Source organism: Xanthomonas sp. NCPPB 2933 (genome assembly GCF_056725225.1).
Genome location: NZ_CM161518.1, coordinates 437,083 through 452,813 on the forward strand (window position 1 = coordinate 437,083; position 15,731 = coordinate 452,813).

At 63.4% G+C, this 15,731-nt stretch carries 10 protein-coding genes; 6 read left to right on the top strand and 4 right to left on the bottom strand.

Going from position 1 to position 15,731, the window contains the following annotated elements:
* The first annotated feature begins 243 nt into the window (after positions 1–243).
* Genes AC1PLU_RS01840 through AC1PLU_RS01850 form a run of 3 tightly spaced genes read left to right on the top strand, consistent with a single transcriptional unit; the run spans position 244 to position 6,104 of the window.
* Positions 244–1,515 (top strand): efflux RND transporter periplasmic adaptor subunit, encoded by a 1,272-nt coding sequence (locus tag AC1PLU_RS01840; RefSeq protein WP_481107527.1) that lies wholly within the window; start codon positions 244–246, stop codon positions 1,513–1,515.
* Between the two features lie 9 nt (positions 1,516–1,524).
* On the top strand, positions 1,525–4,674 hold the full coding sequence (locus AC1PLU_RS01845) for an efflux RND transporter permease subunit (protein WP_481107528.1): 3,150 nt from the start codon (positions 1,525–1,527) through the stop codon (positions 4,672–4,674).
* Complete coding sequence (locus AC1PLU_RS01850) at positions 4,671–6,104, top strand: efflux transporter outer membrane subunit (protein WP_481107529.1); 1,434 nt, start codon at positions 4,671–4,673, stop codon at positions 6,102–6,104. Before AC1PLU_RS01845 ends, AC1PLU_RS01850 begins: the two co-directional genes overlap by 4 nt.
* Before the next feature lie 587 nt (positions 6,105–6,691).
* Here the strand turns inward: AC1PLU_RS01850 and AC1PLU_RS01855 are convergent.
* From AC1PLU_RS01855 to AC1PLU_RS01865, 3 genes are all read right to left on the bottom strand, one after another.
* Positions 6,692–8,650 carry a choice-of-anchor X domain-containing protein gene (locus tag AC1PLU_RS01855; RefSeq protein ID WP_481107530.1) on the bottom strand — a complete coding sequence of 653 codons (1,959 nt, stop codon included), beginning with the start codon at positions 8,648–8,650 and terminating at the stop codon, positions 6,692–6,694.
* Between the two features lie 336 nt (positions 8,651–8,986).
* The gene (locus AC1PLU_RS01860) at positions 8,987–9,859 is read right to left on the bottom strand and encodes a methylenetetrahydrofolate reductase (RefSeq protein WP_481107531.1); all 873 of its coding nucleotides are present in this window, start codon (positions 9,857–9,859) and stop codon (positions 8,987–8,989) included.
* A 103-nt stretch (positions 9,860–9,962) separates the two neighbouring features.
* A complete protein-coding gene (locus AC1PLU_RS01865) occupies positions 9,963–10,877 on the bottom strand; it encodes a LysR family transcriptional regulator (RefSeq protein WP_023903024.1) in 915 nt (304 codons plus the stop codon).
* Between the two features lie 97 nt (positions 10,878–10,974).
* Between AC1PLU_RS01865 and msuE the strand changes: the two genes are divergently transcribed.
* From msuE to AC1PLU_RS01880, 3 genes are all read left to right on the top strand, one after another.
* Positions 10,975–11,568: an FMN reductase gene (gene msuE, locus AC1PLU_RS01870; protein WP_481107532.1), complete on the top strand. Its 594-nt coding sequence runs from the start codon at positions 10,975–10,977 to the stop codon at positions 11,566–11,568.
* A 141-nt stretch (positions 11,569–11,709) separates the two neighbouring features.
* Entirely contained in the window at positions 11,710–12,693 is a 984-nt protein-coding gene (locus tag AC1PLU_RS01875) for a DUF1852 domain-containing protein (protein WP_481108446.1), read from the top strand.
* 28 nt (positions 12,694–12,721) lie between these two features.
* A complete protein-coding gene (locus AC1PLU_RS01880; RefSeq protein WP_481107533.1) occupies positions 12,722–13,753 on the top strand; it encodes a methionine synthase in 1,032 nt (343 codons plus the stop codon).
* Positions 13,754–13,908: 155 nt separating this feature from the next.
* Here the strand turns inward: AC1PLU_RS01880 and AC1PLU_RS01885 are convergent, their stop codons facing one another.
* Positions 13,909–15,354, bottom strand: coding sequence for an OprO/OprP family phosphate-selective porin (locus tag AC1PLU_RS01885; RefSeq protein ID WP_076037414.1), 1,446 nt, complete (start codon positions 15,352–15,354; stop codon positions 13,909–13,911).
* Positions 15,355–15,731: the final 377 nt, after the last annotated feature.

A 15,731-nucleotide genomic window follows, 5' to 3' on the forward strand; every position in this document is an offset into this window, starting at 1 on the left:
GGGAAAACCTTGTTGCGAATGAGGTCACGCACGTGCGCTTGCTGTCATGACTGCCTGCATTGAATGGCGACTGCAGCGGCGTCGACTGCAGACGCCAAGTGCGCCGCCTGTCTTGCACACCCGTATTGGGACTTCATTAAACCCTGAAAGCAAGCGGCTGCTGTCTGTCAACGCAAATCTTCAAATTTGCTCCATATTCGCAGCGTAGCGTGCGCATCCTCCGATCATTCCCGAGTGCGCCGCATGCGTTCCGTCGCTTCTTCCCGTTCTGCCGTGGTACCGCGCCAATGGCTGCTGGCCGCCATGATCACCGTCGCGCTGGCGGCCTGTTCGCCTGCGCAAACGCCGCAGCAGCGGCAAGTGGAAGTGGGCGTGCAACGCGTGGACGTGCAGCGCCTGGCGTTGGACCAGACCCTGCCCGGTCGCACGGTGGCCTATCAGAGCGCCCAAGTACGCCCGCAAGTGGGCGGCATCCTGCGCAAGCGGCTGTTCACCGAAGGCGAGCAGGTGCAGGCCGGGCAGGTGCTGTACCAGATCGAGCCAGCCGCGTTTCAGGCCGCGTATGCCTCCGCGCAGGGCGAGCTGGCGCAGGCGCAAGCGGCAGTGCTCTCGGCCAAGCCCAAGGCGCAGCGGTATCAGACACTGGTCAAGCTGGATGCAGTGAGTCAGCAGGATGGCGATGATGCGATTGCCACGTTGCGTCAGAACGAGGCCGCGGTGACCGCCGCAAAGGCCGCGTTGCAGACCGCAAAACTCAATCTGGATTTTACCCGCATCACCGCGCCGATCAGCGGCCGTATCGGCACCTCGAGCTTTACCCCGGGCGCACTGGTCACTGCCGACCAGACCGATGTGCTGACCACCATCAACCAGCTCGACCCGATCTATGTGGATGTCAGCCAATCCAGCGCGCAGCTGCTGCAGTTGCGCCGCAAGCTCGATGCCGGCCAGGTCAAGGCGGTGGACGGCAAGGCGGAGGTCAAGTTGCTGCTGGAAGACGGCAGCGCTTACGCGCGTACCGGCACGCTGGAAGTGGTGGACACCGCGGTGGATGCCACCACCGGCACGGTGAAACTGCGTGCGGTGATTCCGAACCCCGACCATCTGCTGTTGCCCGGCATGTACGTCAAGGCGGTGCTGTCGATGGCCGTCAACGAGCAGGCGATCCTGGTGCCGCAGCAGGCCGTCACCCGCAACAGCAAGGGCGAGGCGGTGGCGATGGTGGTCGGTGCCGACGGCAAGGTGGCGCAGCGCGTGCTCAAGACAGGCGATGCAGTGGGCGATCGCTGGGTGGTCAGCGAAGGCCTGTCTGCGGGCGAGAGCGTGATCGTGCAGGGCCTGCAGAAAATCCAGGTCGGCATGCCGGTGAAGACGCGCGAAGTAAAGGCCGCCGCGGCCACGCCAGCTGCAGCGGCGCCGGTTGCACCCACAGCAGTGACGCCGAGTGCACCTGCCGCAGCTACGCCCAATGCCAAGCCAACAGCGCCGGCCAGCGCCACGCCCAAGGCCGACTGAGGAACTCTTATGGCTCGTTTCTTTATCGACCGCCCCATCTTCGCGTGGGTCATCGCCATCGTCATCACGCTGGCCGGCGCCATCTCGATCTTCTCGCTGCCGCTGGAGCAATACCCGGACATCGCACCGCCCTCGGTGACGGTCAGCGCGACCTACACCGGCGCTTCTGCAGAGACCGTGCAGAACTCGGTCACGCAGATCCTCGAGCAGCAGATGACCGGTCTGGATAATCTGCTCTACATGTCCTCCAGCAGCAGCTCGGCTGGTACTGCGCAACTCACGCTCACCTTCGACTCCGGCACCGACCCGGATACCGCGCAGGTGCAGGTGCAGAACAAGGTGTCGCAAGGCGAGGCGTTGCTGCCCGACGAGGTCAAGACCAACGGCATCACCGTCACCAAATCGGCCAGCGGCAGCATGTTCATGGTGCTGGCCTTCACTTCCGAAGACGGCAGCATGGACAGCACCGACATCGGCGACTACATGGTGTCCTCGTTGCAGGACCCGATCAGCCGCCTCAACGGTATCGGCAGCGTCAACGTGTTCGGCGCCGAATACGCGATGCGCGTATGGCTGGATCCGGAAAAACTGCACACCTACGCATTGATGCCATCGGATGTGAGCAGCGCAATCGCCGCGCAGAACGCCGATGTGTCCTCCGGCGCGCTGGGTGCATTGCCGGCGCTGCAAGGCCAGCAGTTGAACGCCACGGTAACCTCGCGCAGCAAGCTCAGGACACCCGCGCAGTTCGAGAACATCGTGCTCAAGTCCGATGCCAGCGGCGCCACCGTGTACCTGCGCGATGTCGCGCGGGTGGAGTTGGGTTCGGAATCCTACGGTTCCAGTTCCAAGTTCAACGGCAAGGCTGCCTCGGGCATGGGCCTGCAGCTGGCGACCGGCGCCAATGCGCTGGACGCCGCCAAACTGGTGGAAGCCAAGCTCGATGCGCTCAAGCCGTACTTCCCGGCCGGGCTGAAGTACGAGGTCGCCTACGACACCACGCCGTTCGTGCGTATCTCCATCGAGGAAGTGGTCAAGACCCTGATCGAAGCGATCGTGCTGGTGGTCGTGGTGATGTATCTGTTCCTGCAGAACTGGCGTGCCACGCTGGTGCCGGTGATCGCGGTGCCGGTGGTGTTGATGGGCACCTTCGGCGTGTTGTCGCTGCTGGGTTTTTCGATCAACACGCTGACCATGTTCGCGATGGTGCTGGCGATCGGTTTGTTGGTCGACGATGCCATCGTGGTGGTGGAAAACGTCGAGCGGCTGATGGCCGAGCAAGGCATGTCGCCGCGCGAGGCCACGCATACCTCGATGGGCCAGATCACCGGCGCGTTGGTCGGCATCGCGCTGGTGCTCACGGCGGTCTTCCTGCCGATGGCCTTCTTCGGCGGTGCCACTGGCGAGATCTATCGGCAGTTCTCGGTGACGATTGCCGCGGCGATGATCCTGTCGTTGGTGGTCGCACTGACCTTGAGCCCTGCGCTATGCGCTACCTTGCTCAAGCCCATCGACAAGGGCGGCCATGTCTCGCGCAAGGGCATGCTGGGCAGGTTCTTCACCTGGTTCAACACGCGCTTCGATCGCGGCACCGAGAGTTACGGGCGCGGTGTGGAGCGCATCGTCAGCCATCGCAAGCTGGGCTCGCTGATCTATGTGGTGCTGCTGGTGGTGCTGGGCCTGCTGTTCTGGCGCCTGCCCAGCGCGTTCCTGCCAGAGGAAGACCAGGGCATGCTGATGGTGATGTTCAGCGCACCGGCCGGCGCCACGCAGCAACGCACCCAGCAGTCGATCGACCAGGCCACCCAGTTCATCCTCAAGCAACCGGAAGTGCAGGGCATCATGACCATCTCCGGCTTCAGTCTGGCCGGTAGCAGCCAGAACTCGGGCATGGGCTTTATCCGTCTGAAGGACTGGGCCGACCGCGACGGCTCGGCGCAGGAAGTGGCGCAACGCATCACCGGCGCGATGATGATGACGCTGCCGGATGCGCAGGTGTTTGCGTTGACGCCACCGGCCATCAACGGGCTGGGCACCAGCTCCGGTTTCACCCTGCAGTTGCAGGATGCCGCCGGCAACGGACACGAGGCCTTGGTGGAAGCACGCAAGCAATTGCTGCAGCTGGCCAACGGCAATCAGAACCTAAGTGCAGTGCGCTTCAACGGGCTGGACGATGCGCCCACCTACCGCGTGCAGATCGACGACGCCAAGGCCGGTGCGTTGGGCGTGGCCGCGGCCGACATCAACACCACCTTGTCCACGGTGATGGGCGGGCGCTACGTCAACGACTTCCTCAACAACAACCGAGTCAAGCGTGTGTATGTGCAGGGCGAAGCATCCGCACGCATGTTGCCCAGCGATATCGAGCGTTGGTACGTGCGCAACAGCGATGCCGCGATGGTGCCGTTCTCGGCGTTCGCAAGCAGTGCGTGGGCCTACGCACCGCAAGTGCTGACGCGCTTCAACGGCAGCGAATCGATGGAAATCACCGGTAGCGCCGCACCGGGCATCAGCTCGGGCGATGCGATGACGGCGGTGGCCGGCGAAGTCGATGGCATGGGCAAGGGCGTGGGCTACGCCTGGTCGGGCATGTCATATCAGGAGCAGGCTGCCGGCACCCAGACCTGGATGTTGTATGCGGTATCGCTGGTGTTCGTGTTCCTGTGTCTGGCCGCGCTGTACGAAAGCTGGTCGATCCCGATCTCGGTGATGCTGGCGGTGCCGGTAGGCATTGTCGGTGCGCTGCTGGCGACCTGGATGCGCGATCTGTCCAACGACATCTACTTCCAGGTTGGCTTGCTGGCGACGATGGGTCTTGCCGCCAAGAACGGCATCCTGATCGTGGAATTTGCAAAAGAACTGGAAGAAAAAGGCCAGCCGTTGATCGAAGCCACCTTGCATGCCGCCCGCATGCGCTTGCGCCCGATCCTGATGACCTCGTTGGCCTTCATGCTCGGCGTGCTGCCGATGGTGATCAGCAGCGGCGCCGGCTCCGGTGGGCGTCATTCGTTGGGCACCGGCGTGCTCGGCGGCACCCTGGCCTCCACGGTGCTGGGCATCTTCTTCGTGCCGTTGTTCTACGTGATGGTGCGCAGCCTGTTTCCCGGCAAGGTGTCCGATCACACGACTATCGTTCGTACGTCCGAGGTGACCCCGTGAAGCGCAACCTGTCCGTAAGTCTGGCGGTGGCCTGTGCCATCGCATTGAGTGGCTGCGCCAGCATGGCGCCGCGGTATGCACGCCCGGATGCGCCGGTGCCCAGTGTGGTCGGCGCCACCGGCAGCGCGGAGAGCACTACGTCCAATGCAGCTGCGCTGGATTGGCGGCAAGTGCTGGTCGACCCACGCCTGCAGCAAGTGGTCGCACTGGCGCTGGACAACAATCGCGATCTGCGCGTGGCGGTGCTCAATATCGAACAGACACGCGCGCAGTACCGCATTCAACGTGCGGACCTGTTCCCGGCGGTGGATGTCACCGTCTCGCACAGTGCGCAACGTGCTGCGGCAGCGACCAGTTTCACCGGTGCGCCGCAGATCATCCGCAGCGCCACCGGGCAAGTGGGCATCACCAGTTGGGAGCTGGATCTGTTCGGGCGCATCCGCAGCCTCAAGAACGAGGCGCTGGAAACCTATCTCGCCAGCGAGCAGACCCAACGCAGCACGCGTCTGAGCCTGGTGGCCGAAGTGGCCAGCGGCTGGCTCACCGTGGCTGCCGATCAGCAGCGGCTGGCGCTTGCCCAGCAAACACTGGAGAGCCAACGCAAGACGCTACGCCTGACCGAGTTGCAACACGAGAACGGCATCGTCTCCAGGTTGGATCTGGCGCAGATCCAGACCAGTGTGGAAAGTGCGCGTGCCGATGTGGCCAGTTTCACCACCCAGCTGGCGCAGTCGCGCAATGCCTTGAATCTGGTCGCCGGCACGCAGGTGCCAGCGGCGTTGCTCCCGGCTGCCGATGCGATCGATACCGGTGTGGCATTGGCACCGCTACCGGCCCAGCTGGAATCGCGCGTGCTGCTGCAGCGCCCGGACGTATTGTCGGCCGAGCACACGCTCAAGGCCGCCAATGCCGACATCGGCGCCGCCCGCGCCGCGTTCTTCCCCACCATCTCGCTCACCGGCAATGTCGGGCGCGGCAGCGATGCCTTGTCCAGCCTGTTCGAGGGCGACCACACCTGGTCGTTCTCGCCCAGCGTCAGCGTGCCGATCTTCCGTGCCGGCGCCTTGAAGGCCGAACTGGACGTGGCCAAGCTGCAGAAAGACATCACCATCGCGCAGTACGAACTGGCGATCCAGACTGCCTTCAGCGAAGTGGCCGATGCATTGGCCGAACGCACCCAGCTGGACGAGCGCATGGATGCGCAGCGCGCCCTGGTCGATGCCGCACAACGCGGCTTCACCCTGTCGGATGCGCGCTATCGCAATGGCGTAGAGAGTTATCTGGTGGCGCTGGACGCGCAACGCACGCTCTATAGCGCGCAACAGACCTTGATCAGCCTGCGTCTGACCGAGGCGAGCAATCGGGTGAGCCTGTACAAGGTGCTCGGCGGTGGAGCCGATGCGCAGTCGCAACCGTTGGCGCAACAGTAGCCTTGCATGGAGGCGCGAGCGTCGGGGGAGTCGAGTGCGCGGTGCCCTCACCGCTTGCGGGACACGCCGCAAGTACGTCCATGTAGGCTCGGTGGCGGCATCCATGCCGCCACACGGTCCCGCAAGCGGCGAGGACACCGCACCAGAGAGTGAATCGGTTGCTTTGAGAAGAGCTACGCACACCGACCATCTTGACTGGCCCTTGCCCGCCCACCGTCGCGGGACCTTACGCGGCATGGATGCCGCGTAAGAGCCTACACGGACGTACTTGCGGCGTGTCCCGCGACGGTGGGCGGGCAAGGGCCCTGCAGCAAACCCACAGATCATCCGCTCTAAAAGCCCAAGCACCCACGCCGTTCAATCACCTCTCAAGCCAACCAAGATCCGTGAACGTAGGAGTTGTGTTGGCCGCGCTTAGGCGAGCAAGAACTAACTGCATGCAACACGCAAAGAGCGGCTATCAAAACTACTGCGCACCCACCTGACGACTACTCGCTACGTTTTGTTAACCGCTCTAAGTGTTCCCAAGCGTACTGCGATGGCCGACGCAGACGCCGGCCATCGCAGTGCACACAGCTAAAACCGCATTACTTCGCTGCGTTGGCGTTCATCACCGCATTGCGGCTGGCATCCAGATACTGCGCCGGATCACGCATGCCGGTGGTATGGCATTGCCCCGTGGTGTGGCCGCGATTGACGCCCCCCGGCAGCTGCGCATTGACCTGCTCCACCGTGCCGTCTTCCGGGTCGTTCAACACCAGATCCGAGGCCGCGTTGCAGTAGTCGTTGGTGTACCAGTTGGTCTTGGCGAACGAGGTCGTGTAGTAGTTGACCTTGGCCCGCGCATCGGCCGGAATGCCGGCCAGCCACGCCTTCGCACCGTCGTAGGTCATGTCGGTATTGGTGCCGCAGCCCACCCCGAACCACGAACCCACCGCCGCCAGAATGCCCGACAGGTTGGTGCCCTGATACGGCGTGCCCACCGACTGCATCACCCGCCCACCGCTGGCGTTATCCAGCCCGCTCCAGTAGTAGGTATACAGATGCAGCGCGGCCATGCCGCCCTGGCTGTGCGCCACCGTGGCAAACGAGGACCACTGGCTGGCGAACTGCGCCAACCGCTGCGCGAACTGGTCGTTGCTGCGGTTCTGTTTGGCATCGATGAACGACGAGGCATTGGTAAATTGCGCCTGCGGCCACACGCCGTTGGAGCAATAGCCGTGCACCAGCACCAGTTGCGAGCCGGTGGCCTGCGGCTGCGCCATTGCACTGGCACTGGCCAACGCAGTCGGACGCGGCCCCATACGCATGCTTTCGTCGATCGCACCGGCAGACCGCGCGATGCTGGCACGCCGTAATGCGGGCAGCTGCAACGGCAGCGTGTCGGCCTGCACCAGCGGGATGTAATGGTCCGGATCTTCGATGCGCAGCCCACGCACGCTAAACGGCGCACGTGCACCGGCACGCGCAATCCAGCGTTCGTCCAGGCTCAGCGGCAGCTGGCCTTGTTGCGGCGTCAGCATGCCGCCGATCCATGCTACCGGCACCTCCTTGCCTTTGGCATCGGTGCCCCACACCTGGCCGAACACACGGTAGTGCGACGGCGCCTTGCCGCGCGCGGCGATCGGCAACGCAATGCTGAGCCGCGTGCCATCGGCAGCACGTGCGCTCAGTGCATTGCCGAGCAAACGCAACGAGGTATCCAGCACCGGCAACACATGCTCGCTGGTGCGCACGAACGGCTGCCCTGCCTGGTCGTGACCGTGCACGATCACCTGTGCGATCCAGGTGCCTTCGGCCGTCGGTTGGAACGTACCGCCATACACGCCATCGCCGGCTGCGCCATCGTCGTGTTGCCCGTCATCGGCCATCGGCAGCGTGCGGATGCCGCCTTGCGGATCGATCACACGTAGGCTGGCTGTCTCGATCTGCCCAGCCTGCGCGGCAAGCAAGGTCGCACCGCGCGCATCGTTGCCGCTGAGCAGCGCATTGAGCGTCAACGATTGACCCACCTGCTGGTGACGATTGCGCGGGTACGAAGCCAACTGCGTGCGTGCATCGCCTTCCATCAAGACATAGCCGCGTTGCGCCACCGGCGATGCCGATTGCAGGGTCAGCGACCATGCACCGTTCTGTGCCGATTCCACTGCGTAATGCATGCCGCTGGTGCCACTCTCTGCGCTGCCCAGCAATGTGCGTTGTGCTTGCAGTTGCGGTGCAACGGCAGCGTCACGCGCGCCGGCAATGCGTGGTGCAGTCACTGCCGCATCCCACGGCTGGTCGCCGGCCAATACCATGAAACGCAGGTGGCCGTTTTCCACCGGCAAGGTGCCTTGCCAGCGCGCCGATTTACCGGCCGGCGTCAATTCCACCGGTAGTAATGCGCTCTTGGACAGAATCGCCGACTCGGCCGGATCGGGCGCGCGCATCTGCGCGAACTCCTCCGGTGGGCCAGCCAGTTGTTTGGGCTGCAGCTCCGCCGCCGCAAGCGGCAGGGACACGAGCGACAGGCTGCACAGTAACGACAATAGCGACGGCTTCGGCATGGCGACATCTCTCCTTGAACGTTGCGAAGCGATGCCGCTGCGCATGGCAACGACACCGGATGCAGCGCCCCCTCGCCGCGATTCGCCGATGGTTATACCGCGCGCTTGTGACAGGTCTGCTGTGCGCTGCAGCACCTCACGCGCAGCCAACAAATCCACAGAAATGAATAGTACGGACTGTGATCCAGGTCGTGGACATGTCGACGATCCACACTTCCGTACCAACTAAAACTGTAAGTCTGCGGTCGCTGTTGACCGCCGAACTCTGCGGGTCTCAGTCCGCACGGACTGCAGACTACCGTGCGAAATCTATTGCGATCTTCGCGATGCCGAGGTCTACAAGATGTGGGCGGCGGTGCGGGAGCGATACTGCTCTACCCACGCGACAGACTGCGCAATGCCGCCGAAGGGAAAGAAGTGCAGGCTGACGTCGCCATGCGCTTCAGTGAGGCCGGTGGCGAGGCGATCCACAAAACGATCCGGCCCCGCGCTACCGAACAGCTTGCCGATCGAGATGCCGTACTTGGACAGCATCGATGCGCATGCGCCCACACCGCAGCGTGCGGCATAGCGCGCGAGCACCGCGACGCCCGCAGGACCGGGAACGCCCACACGCACGGGATGTGCAATGCCACGCGCGCGCAGCGCTTCCAGCCACGTCAGCACGATGTCGGCATCGAACGCGAATTGGGTGACGATCAGCGGCGCCATGCCGCGCTCGGCGATGCTGCGACACTTACGTTCCAGCACATCCCATTGATCGGTTGCAGGCATGCCCGGATGTCCTTCCGGATGCCCTGCCACGCCGATGGTGGTGATGCCCGAGCGCTCGAAAACACCTGTATCGATCAGCGACAAGCTGTCCGAAAACGGCCCGATCGCAGAAGGCGCATCACCCGCTATCACCAGGCAGCGCTCAACGCCGGCTTCATCGACGGCACGCCCGACGAAGGCGTGTAGCGCGTCGAGCGAGGCGATGCGGCGCGCGGAAAGGTGGGGCATGGGCGCGAAGCCGAGGGTGCGCACCCTCTGTGCTGCAGCCAGTCGCGCGTCGTCGTTCTGGCTGGGCAGGTAGGGGATGGCAATGGTTGAGCCACGCAGGATCCGCGGCGCCGCTGCGGTCAGCGCGGGCATGTCGTTTGCGCCGACTTCCAACGAATAGGCGTCGGTGAGGGTGCCGGCGAGGCTGGGCGGATCCGGAGACATCAAAGGGATTGCCGTCCTCTGGTGGCGATTGGGTGGCTCCCGCATGTCAGCGCTGATCGAGCGGGAAGGCGGCCCGTGCAACACACGCGCCTGGCGATGGTGTCCATCAGTGGGCTCCCGGCGGAGTGGCGCTGCCATTGCCAGGCGCGCGCGCCAGTTCGATAAAGGCGCGCAGGTAGTCGATGGCGATATCCGCCTCGCGTGCGCCCAGGAAGATCTGCTTGGGGATGCCGCGCGCACCCAGCCGCACCGGCACCACGTCCATCCTGGAGGCATATTCCTCCACCAGCCAGCGTGGCATGGCGGCCACGCCGCGGCCACTGGCCACCATCTGCATCATGATGTCGGTGGTTTCGATGGCCTTGTGGCGCCTGGGCGTGACACCGGCCGGCAGCAGGAACTGGCTGTAGATGTCCAGCCGCTCAAGGTCCACGGGATAGCTGATGAGCACCTCGCGTGTCAGCTGCTGCGGCTTGACGTAGGCCGCCGACGCCAGCGCATGGCCGCTGGCCACGACCAGCACCTGCTCGTAGTCGAACACCGGCTCGAACCGCAGCCCTGGCTTGTACAGCGGGTCGGGTGTGACCAGCAGATCGATCTCGTAGCCGAACAGTGCGCCAATGCCGCCGAACTGGAACTTCTGCTTGACGTCCACATCCACATCCGGCCAGGTGGCCAGATAGGGCGCCACCAGCTTGAGCAGCCACTGGTAGCAGGGATGGCATTCCATGCCGATGCGCAGCGCACCGCGCTCGCCCTGCGCGAACTGCCCCAGGCGCTCTTCGGCCAGGTCCAGTTGCGGCAGCACCCGGTTGGCCACCGCCAGCAGATACTGGCCGGCCTGGGTCAGCCGCAGGCTGCGGCCCTCGCGCAGCCAGACGTCGGTGCCCAGCTGCTGCTCCAGCTTTTTCATGCTGTGGCTCAGCGCCGACTGGGTCAGGTTCAACACGCCGGCGGCGGCCGTCAGCGAGCCTTGCTGCTCGACCTGCTGGACGATGGTGAGGTGGATGCGCTCAAGCATTCAGATGATCCGAATTCATGGATTGTTGAAATAACACCATTTTACTTCATTAAATGCGAGCCCTAGCATCGGGGTTCGTCGTTCTAGGTCCACCTGCATGACTGTCAACGTGCCACACCCCCTCCGCGTCGTCGCGGTCTCCGGCGGGATGCAACGCCCCTCCAAGGCCGTCGCCCTGGCCGAGCATCTGCTGGCGCTGATCGCCGACGCAGTGCCGTGCGAGCAACATCTGGTCGAACTCGGGGCGTTGGCAACGCAGTTCGCCGGGGCGGTCTGGCGCTCGCAGTTGCCCGCAACGGTGGAGCAGGAACTGATCGCCGTGGAGCAGGCCGACGTGCTAGTGGTGACAACGCCGGTCTATCGCGGGTCCTTCACCGGGCTGTTCAAGCATTTCTTCGACTTCATCCATCAGGACGCCTTGATCGACACGCCCGTCCTGCTGGCTGCAACCGGCGGCAGCGACCGCCATGCGTTGGTGATCGACCACCAGCTGCGGCCGCTTTTCAGTTTCTTCCAGGCACGCACGTTGCCGCTGGGCGTCTACGCCACCGATCGGGACTTTCTGGACTACCGCGTGCACAACGAGGCCCTGGCAGAGCGGGCCAGGCTGGCGGTGCAGCGGGCATTGCCGCTGATCGCATTGACGCGGCAGCCAAGTTCCATCGCCGCAGAAAAAGTAGCTGCGGCCTGAGGGCCGCCACGCCCTCTTCGGCCACCGGATCGGTTGGCGATGGCCCGCCGATCCAGAGTCCCGGCGTCCATCCAGCAGGCATCAACAGCTTCGCTGAGAAGTGCGCTCGTATTTAATCTCGAAACAAGGCGTCAGCTTGCAATGACTCAGGAATTGACCTTCAGCATCAAGAGCCTTTGGTTCGATGAGGATTACCGTCCCGCGGCCAATACGCGCAACACGACCAACTTTGCCAACCTGGCCAGGGGGCAGCGTCGTCAGGAAAATCTGCGTAACACGCTGGCGATGATTAACAACCGCTTCAACGACCTGGCGCATTGGGATAACCCCACGCTTGACCGCTATACGGTCGAACTCGAAATCATCTCTGTCGAGATGAAGATCGGTGGGAGCGAAGCAGGCGATGCATTTCCGCTGATCGAGATATTGAAACCCAGCATCCTCGATAAAACGACCGGCGCGCGCATCGACGGCATTGCAGGAAATAATTTTTCCTCCTATGTGCGCGACTACGATTTCAGCGTGCTGCTGCCAGCGCACAATCAGGACGCGTCCAACTTCAGCCTGCCGAATGATTTCGGCAGCCTGCATGGCAAGCTGTTCAAGCACTTCGTGCACTCGGACGCCTACAAGGCGCGGTTCACCAAGCCGCCGGTCATCTGCATCAGCGTCTCCAGCAGCAAGGTCTATCACCGCACCGGAAACCAGCACCCCATCCTGGGCATCGAATACAGGCAGGACGAAGGTTCATTGACGGATCGGTATTTCGAGAAAATGGGCCTGCAGGTGCGCTATTTCATGCCGCCCAACAGTGTCGCCCCGTTGGCGTTTTACTTTCTCGGCGACCTGCTGAACGACTACACCAATCTTGAGCTGATCGGCACCATCAGCACCATGGAGACGTTCCAGAAGATTTACCGGCCAGAGATCTACAACGCCAATTCCGCAGCAGGGGCCATCTACCAGCCGAGCCTGAAGCATCAGGATTACTCGTCTACCCAGATCGTTTACGACCGGGAAGAGCGCAGCCAGCTCGCGGTGACGCAGGGCAAATTCACGCAGGAGCACTTCATCAAGCCCTACGGGAACATTCTCGAGCAGTGGGCCTCCAGCCACGCTGTCTAATCAACACGAACGCAAGACATCACTCATCATGAATAAGCTGCTCCCCACCTCAACCGCCGGTAGCCTGCCCAAGCCGTCCTGGCTCGCGCAACCGGAGAAACTCTGGTCTCCCTGGAAGCTGCAGGACGAGGAACTGATCGAAGGCAAGCAGGACGCATTGCGCTTGTCGCTGCAGGAACAGCAGCACGCCGGCATCGATATCGTGAGCGACGGCGAGCAGACCCGTCAGCATTTCGTCACCACCTTCATCGAACACCTCAGCGGTGTGGATTTCGAAAAGCGCGAGACGGTCAGGATTCGCGATCGCTATGACGCCAGCGTCCCCACCGTTGTTGGCGCGGTGAGCCGCCCGAAGTCCGTCTTCGTCGACGACGCCAAGTTCCTGCGCCAGCAAACCCGGCAGCCGATCAAATGGGCGCTGCCTGGTCCCATGACGATGATCGATACGCTCTTTGATGCGCACTACAAAAGCCGTGAAAAGCTGGCATGGGAGTTTGCGAAGATCCTCAATCAGGAAGCCAGGGAGCTCGAAGCTGCCGGCGTGGACATCATCCAGTTCGATGAGCCGGCCTTCAATGTCTTCTTCGACGAGGTCAACGACTGGGGCGTTGCCACCCTTGAACGGGCCATCGAAGGCCTAAGATGCGAGACTGCCGTCCATATCTGCTATGGCTACGGCATCAAGGCCAATACCGACTGGAAGCAGACGCTGGGGTCGGAGTGGCGTCAGTACGAAGAATCGTTCCCCAAGCTGCAGACATCCAATATCGACATCGTCTCGCTGGAGTGCCACAACTCGCACGTGCCGATCGATCTGATCGAACTCGTTCGCGGCAAGAAGGTGATGGTCGGCGCCATTGACGTGGCAAGCAATACGATCGAAACACCGCAGGAGGTGGCCGACACGCTGCGCAAAGCGCTTCGGTTTGTCGATGCCGACAAGCTCTATCCGTCCACCAACTGCGGGATGGCGCCGCTCGCCCGGCACGTCGCAAGAGGCAAACTCACTGCCCTCAGTGCAGGTGCAGACATCATTCGTGCAGAACTGGCGGCACGGTAGCGCGCTGGTGCTTGCGTAGATCATCGGCCGAAGGAGGGGCGCGCACTCCATCCTCCCGGTGTAACGGGTGACCACTCCCGGCGATGCAACAGGCAATAACAAAAAAGCCCCCGCAACCGGGGGCTTTTTTGTTGTTCTTCATCGGGTTGCAGGGATCAGTAATTGACCTGCAACTGCAGCCGCAGCAAATCGCCTTCCACCACCGGATACGGCGCCGTGGTGACGTCGGTGCGCTTCATCTTCGAATACGCAAACACCAGTTCCAGCGCATCCATCGGTTGCCACTCGACGCCGGCTTCCACTTCGTCCAGGCGCATGCGCGGCGCATTGGTATCGAACTTGGAACCGCCGCGGTAGGTCTGCCATTTCAGGTACGGCAGCAGGGTGCCGTAATTGAAGTCGTGCTTGAACATCGCCTGCACGTAACCGCCGCTCAGCGAACGTGTACGGATACGCCGCTGCGCGACATCCAGCTCCGGGCCGCGACCCACTGTCCACTCGGCCTGCAAACCGAACGGCTGCGGGTAGTAAATGATGTGGGCGGCCACGCGTTGGTCGGTGTAGCCGTTCGGGTCGGTGATGGCGGGGGTGAAACTGCGGCCGCCGATATTCACCGCAGCCGCAGTCGGCACGAAGCGGCCGCTGTAGGCATCGGCGCCCACTTCAAGATACTGGCCATTGGCGAATTTGAACGGGTAGGTCGCGTGCACCACCGCATGCATGCCGTCGTTACGCTCGGCACGGTTGGCGCCCTGGCCGTTGTAGACGCCCGCACCGAGTACACCGTAATCGCCCGATCCCTTCAGGCCCGACTTGACCAGATCCTGAAAGCGGCCCTTGGCCACGGTGGGGCTGTAATAGAACACCGCACCGATATCGCGTTCGTCGCGCAGGCCGGAGTTGAGCGCGTCGGCGCGATCCAGCGTGAGACGGTTCTGGCTGGACTGCAGGTTTTCCCAGCCGTACGGCATCTTCGACTGGCCCACACGCACGCGGTATTCGCGCTTCTTGTCGAAGTAGATATCGGCATAGGCATCGCGCAGCTGCGCGAAGTTGGAGGTGGTCGAACCGGTCGGCGTGCTCGCGAAATCCGGCTGGAAGTAAAGCGACACGTGCTCGTTGAGATCGCCGCTCAGCACCAGACGCGCACGCCGGATGCCCAGGCTCTGGTCGTTGCCGATAAAGCGGTCGCCAGGCGCACGCAGGTCCTGCGCGTCGCCGCCGATGCCCTGGTTGTAGCGGATCTGGGTGTAGCCGCGCAGGCTCAGTTTGTCGTACCACTTCTTGCCGGCTTCGCCGGGCTTGGCCGGCGCCGCTGCCGGCACGGGTGCAGGTGCGGTCTGGGCGATGGCGGTGTCGGCCGCCACTGGCGCGGCAGGCGGCGGTGGCAATGCCGGCGCGGCAGGCAGTGCCGAGGCCGGCAGCTTGCCGTTCTCGTCCACCTGCACGAACTTGCCCAGCTTGTCGCGCCCCGGTGCCGGCTCGGCGAAGATCTGCTTGGTCTTGCGGTCGACGTACAGCTCCAGCTCGGCGGCCAGCGTACTGCCGCTGGCGGTCGCGCTGAGGGCGCACAGAACGGTGGCGAGATTGCGTTTTTTCATGGGTCCGGCTCGTGCAAGGGAAACGGGTCGGCGGCAGCGTCAGGCCTGCGGCTGCCCCCAACCGGGGCGGCGAACATGGCGGCTGAGCGCCTGCCAGGCGCCCAGGTCGTCCTGACGTAGCGGCAATGGCAGCAGTTATATTTAGATTTGATGTCAGTTTGGTGACATCGACCGCGCCTGCGTACGCATGCCTGTGTCAACAGCGTGTCCGGCCGATGTCAGTTATGCGACGCGCGGGAGGCGAACCCATCAGCGCGCAATGTGAGGTGCGGGCGTTTTTGCAACGCTCTTGTTGCCGCCGCGCGTCCTCAAGTCTGCAGTGCCACTGGCAGGCAGCGACGCCATGAGGCGGATAGTGATGCAGGGCGGAAGGCGCG

Coding starts and splice junctions, on each gene's coding strand:
- AC1PLU_RS01840 (WP_481107527.1), top strand. CDS start 244: ATGCGTTCCGTCGCTTCTTCCCGTTCTGCCGTGGTACCGCGCCAATGG.
- AC1PLU_RS01845 (WP_481107528.1), top strand. CDS start 1,525: ATGGCTCGTTTCTTTATCGACCGCCCCATCTTCGCGTGGGTCATCGCC.
- AC1PLU_RS01855 (WP_481107530.1), bottom strand. CDS start 8,650: ATGCCGAAGCCGTCGCTATTGTCGTTACTGTGCAGCCTGTCGCTCGTG.
- AC1PLU_RS01865 (WP_023903024.1), bottom strand. CDS start 10,877: ATGCTTGAGCGCATCCACCTCACCATCGTCCAGCAGGTCGAGCAGCAA.
- msuE (WP_481107532.1), top strand. CDS start 10,975: ATGACTGTCAACGTGCCACACCCCCTCCGCGTCGTCGCGGTCTCCGGC.
- AC1PLU_RS01875 (WP_481108446.1), top strand. CDS start 11,710: ATGACTCAGGAATTGACCTTCAGCATCAAGAGCCTTTGGTTCGATGAG.
- AC1PLU_RS01880 (WP_481107533.1), top strand. CDS start 12,722: ATGAATAAGCTGCTCCCCACCTCAACCGCCGGTAGCCTGCCCAAGCCG.
- AC1PLU_RS01885 (WP_076037414.1), bottom strand. CDS start 15,354: ATGAAAAAACGCAATCTCGCCACCGTTCTGTGCGCCCTCAGCGCGACC.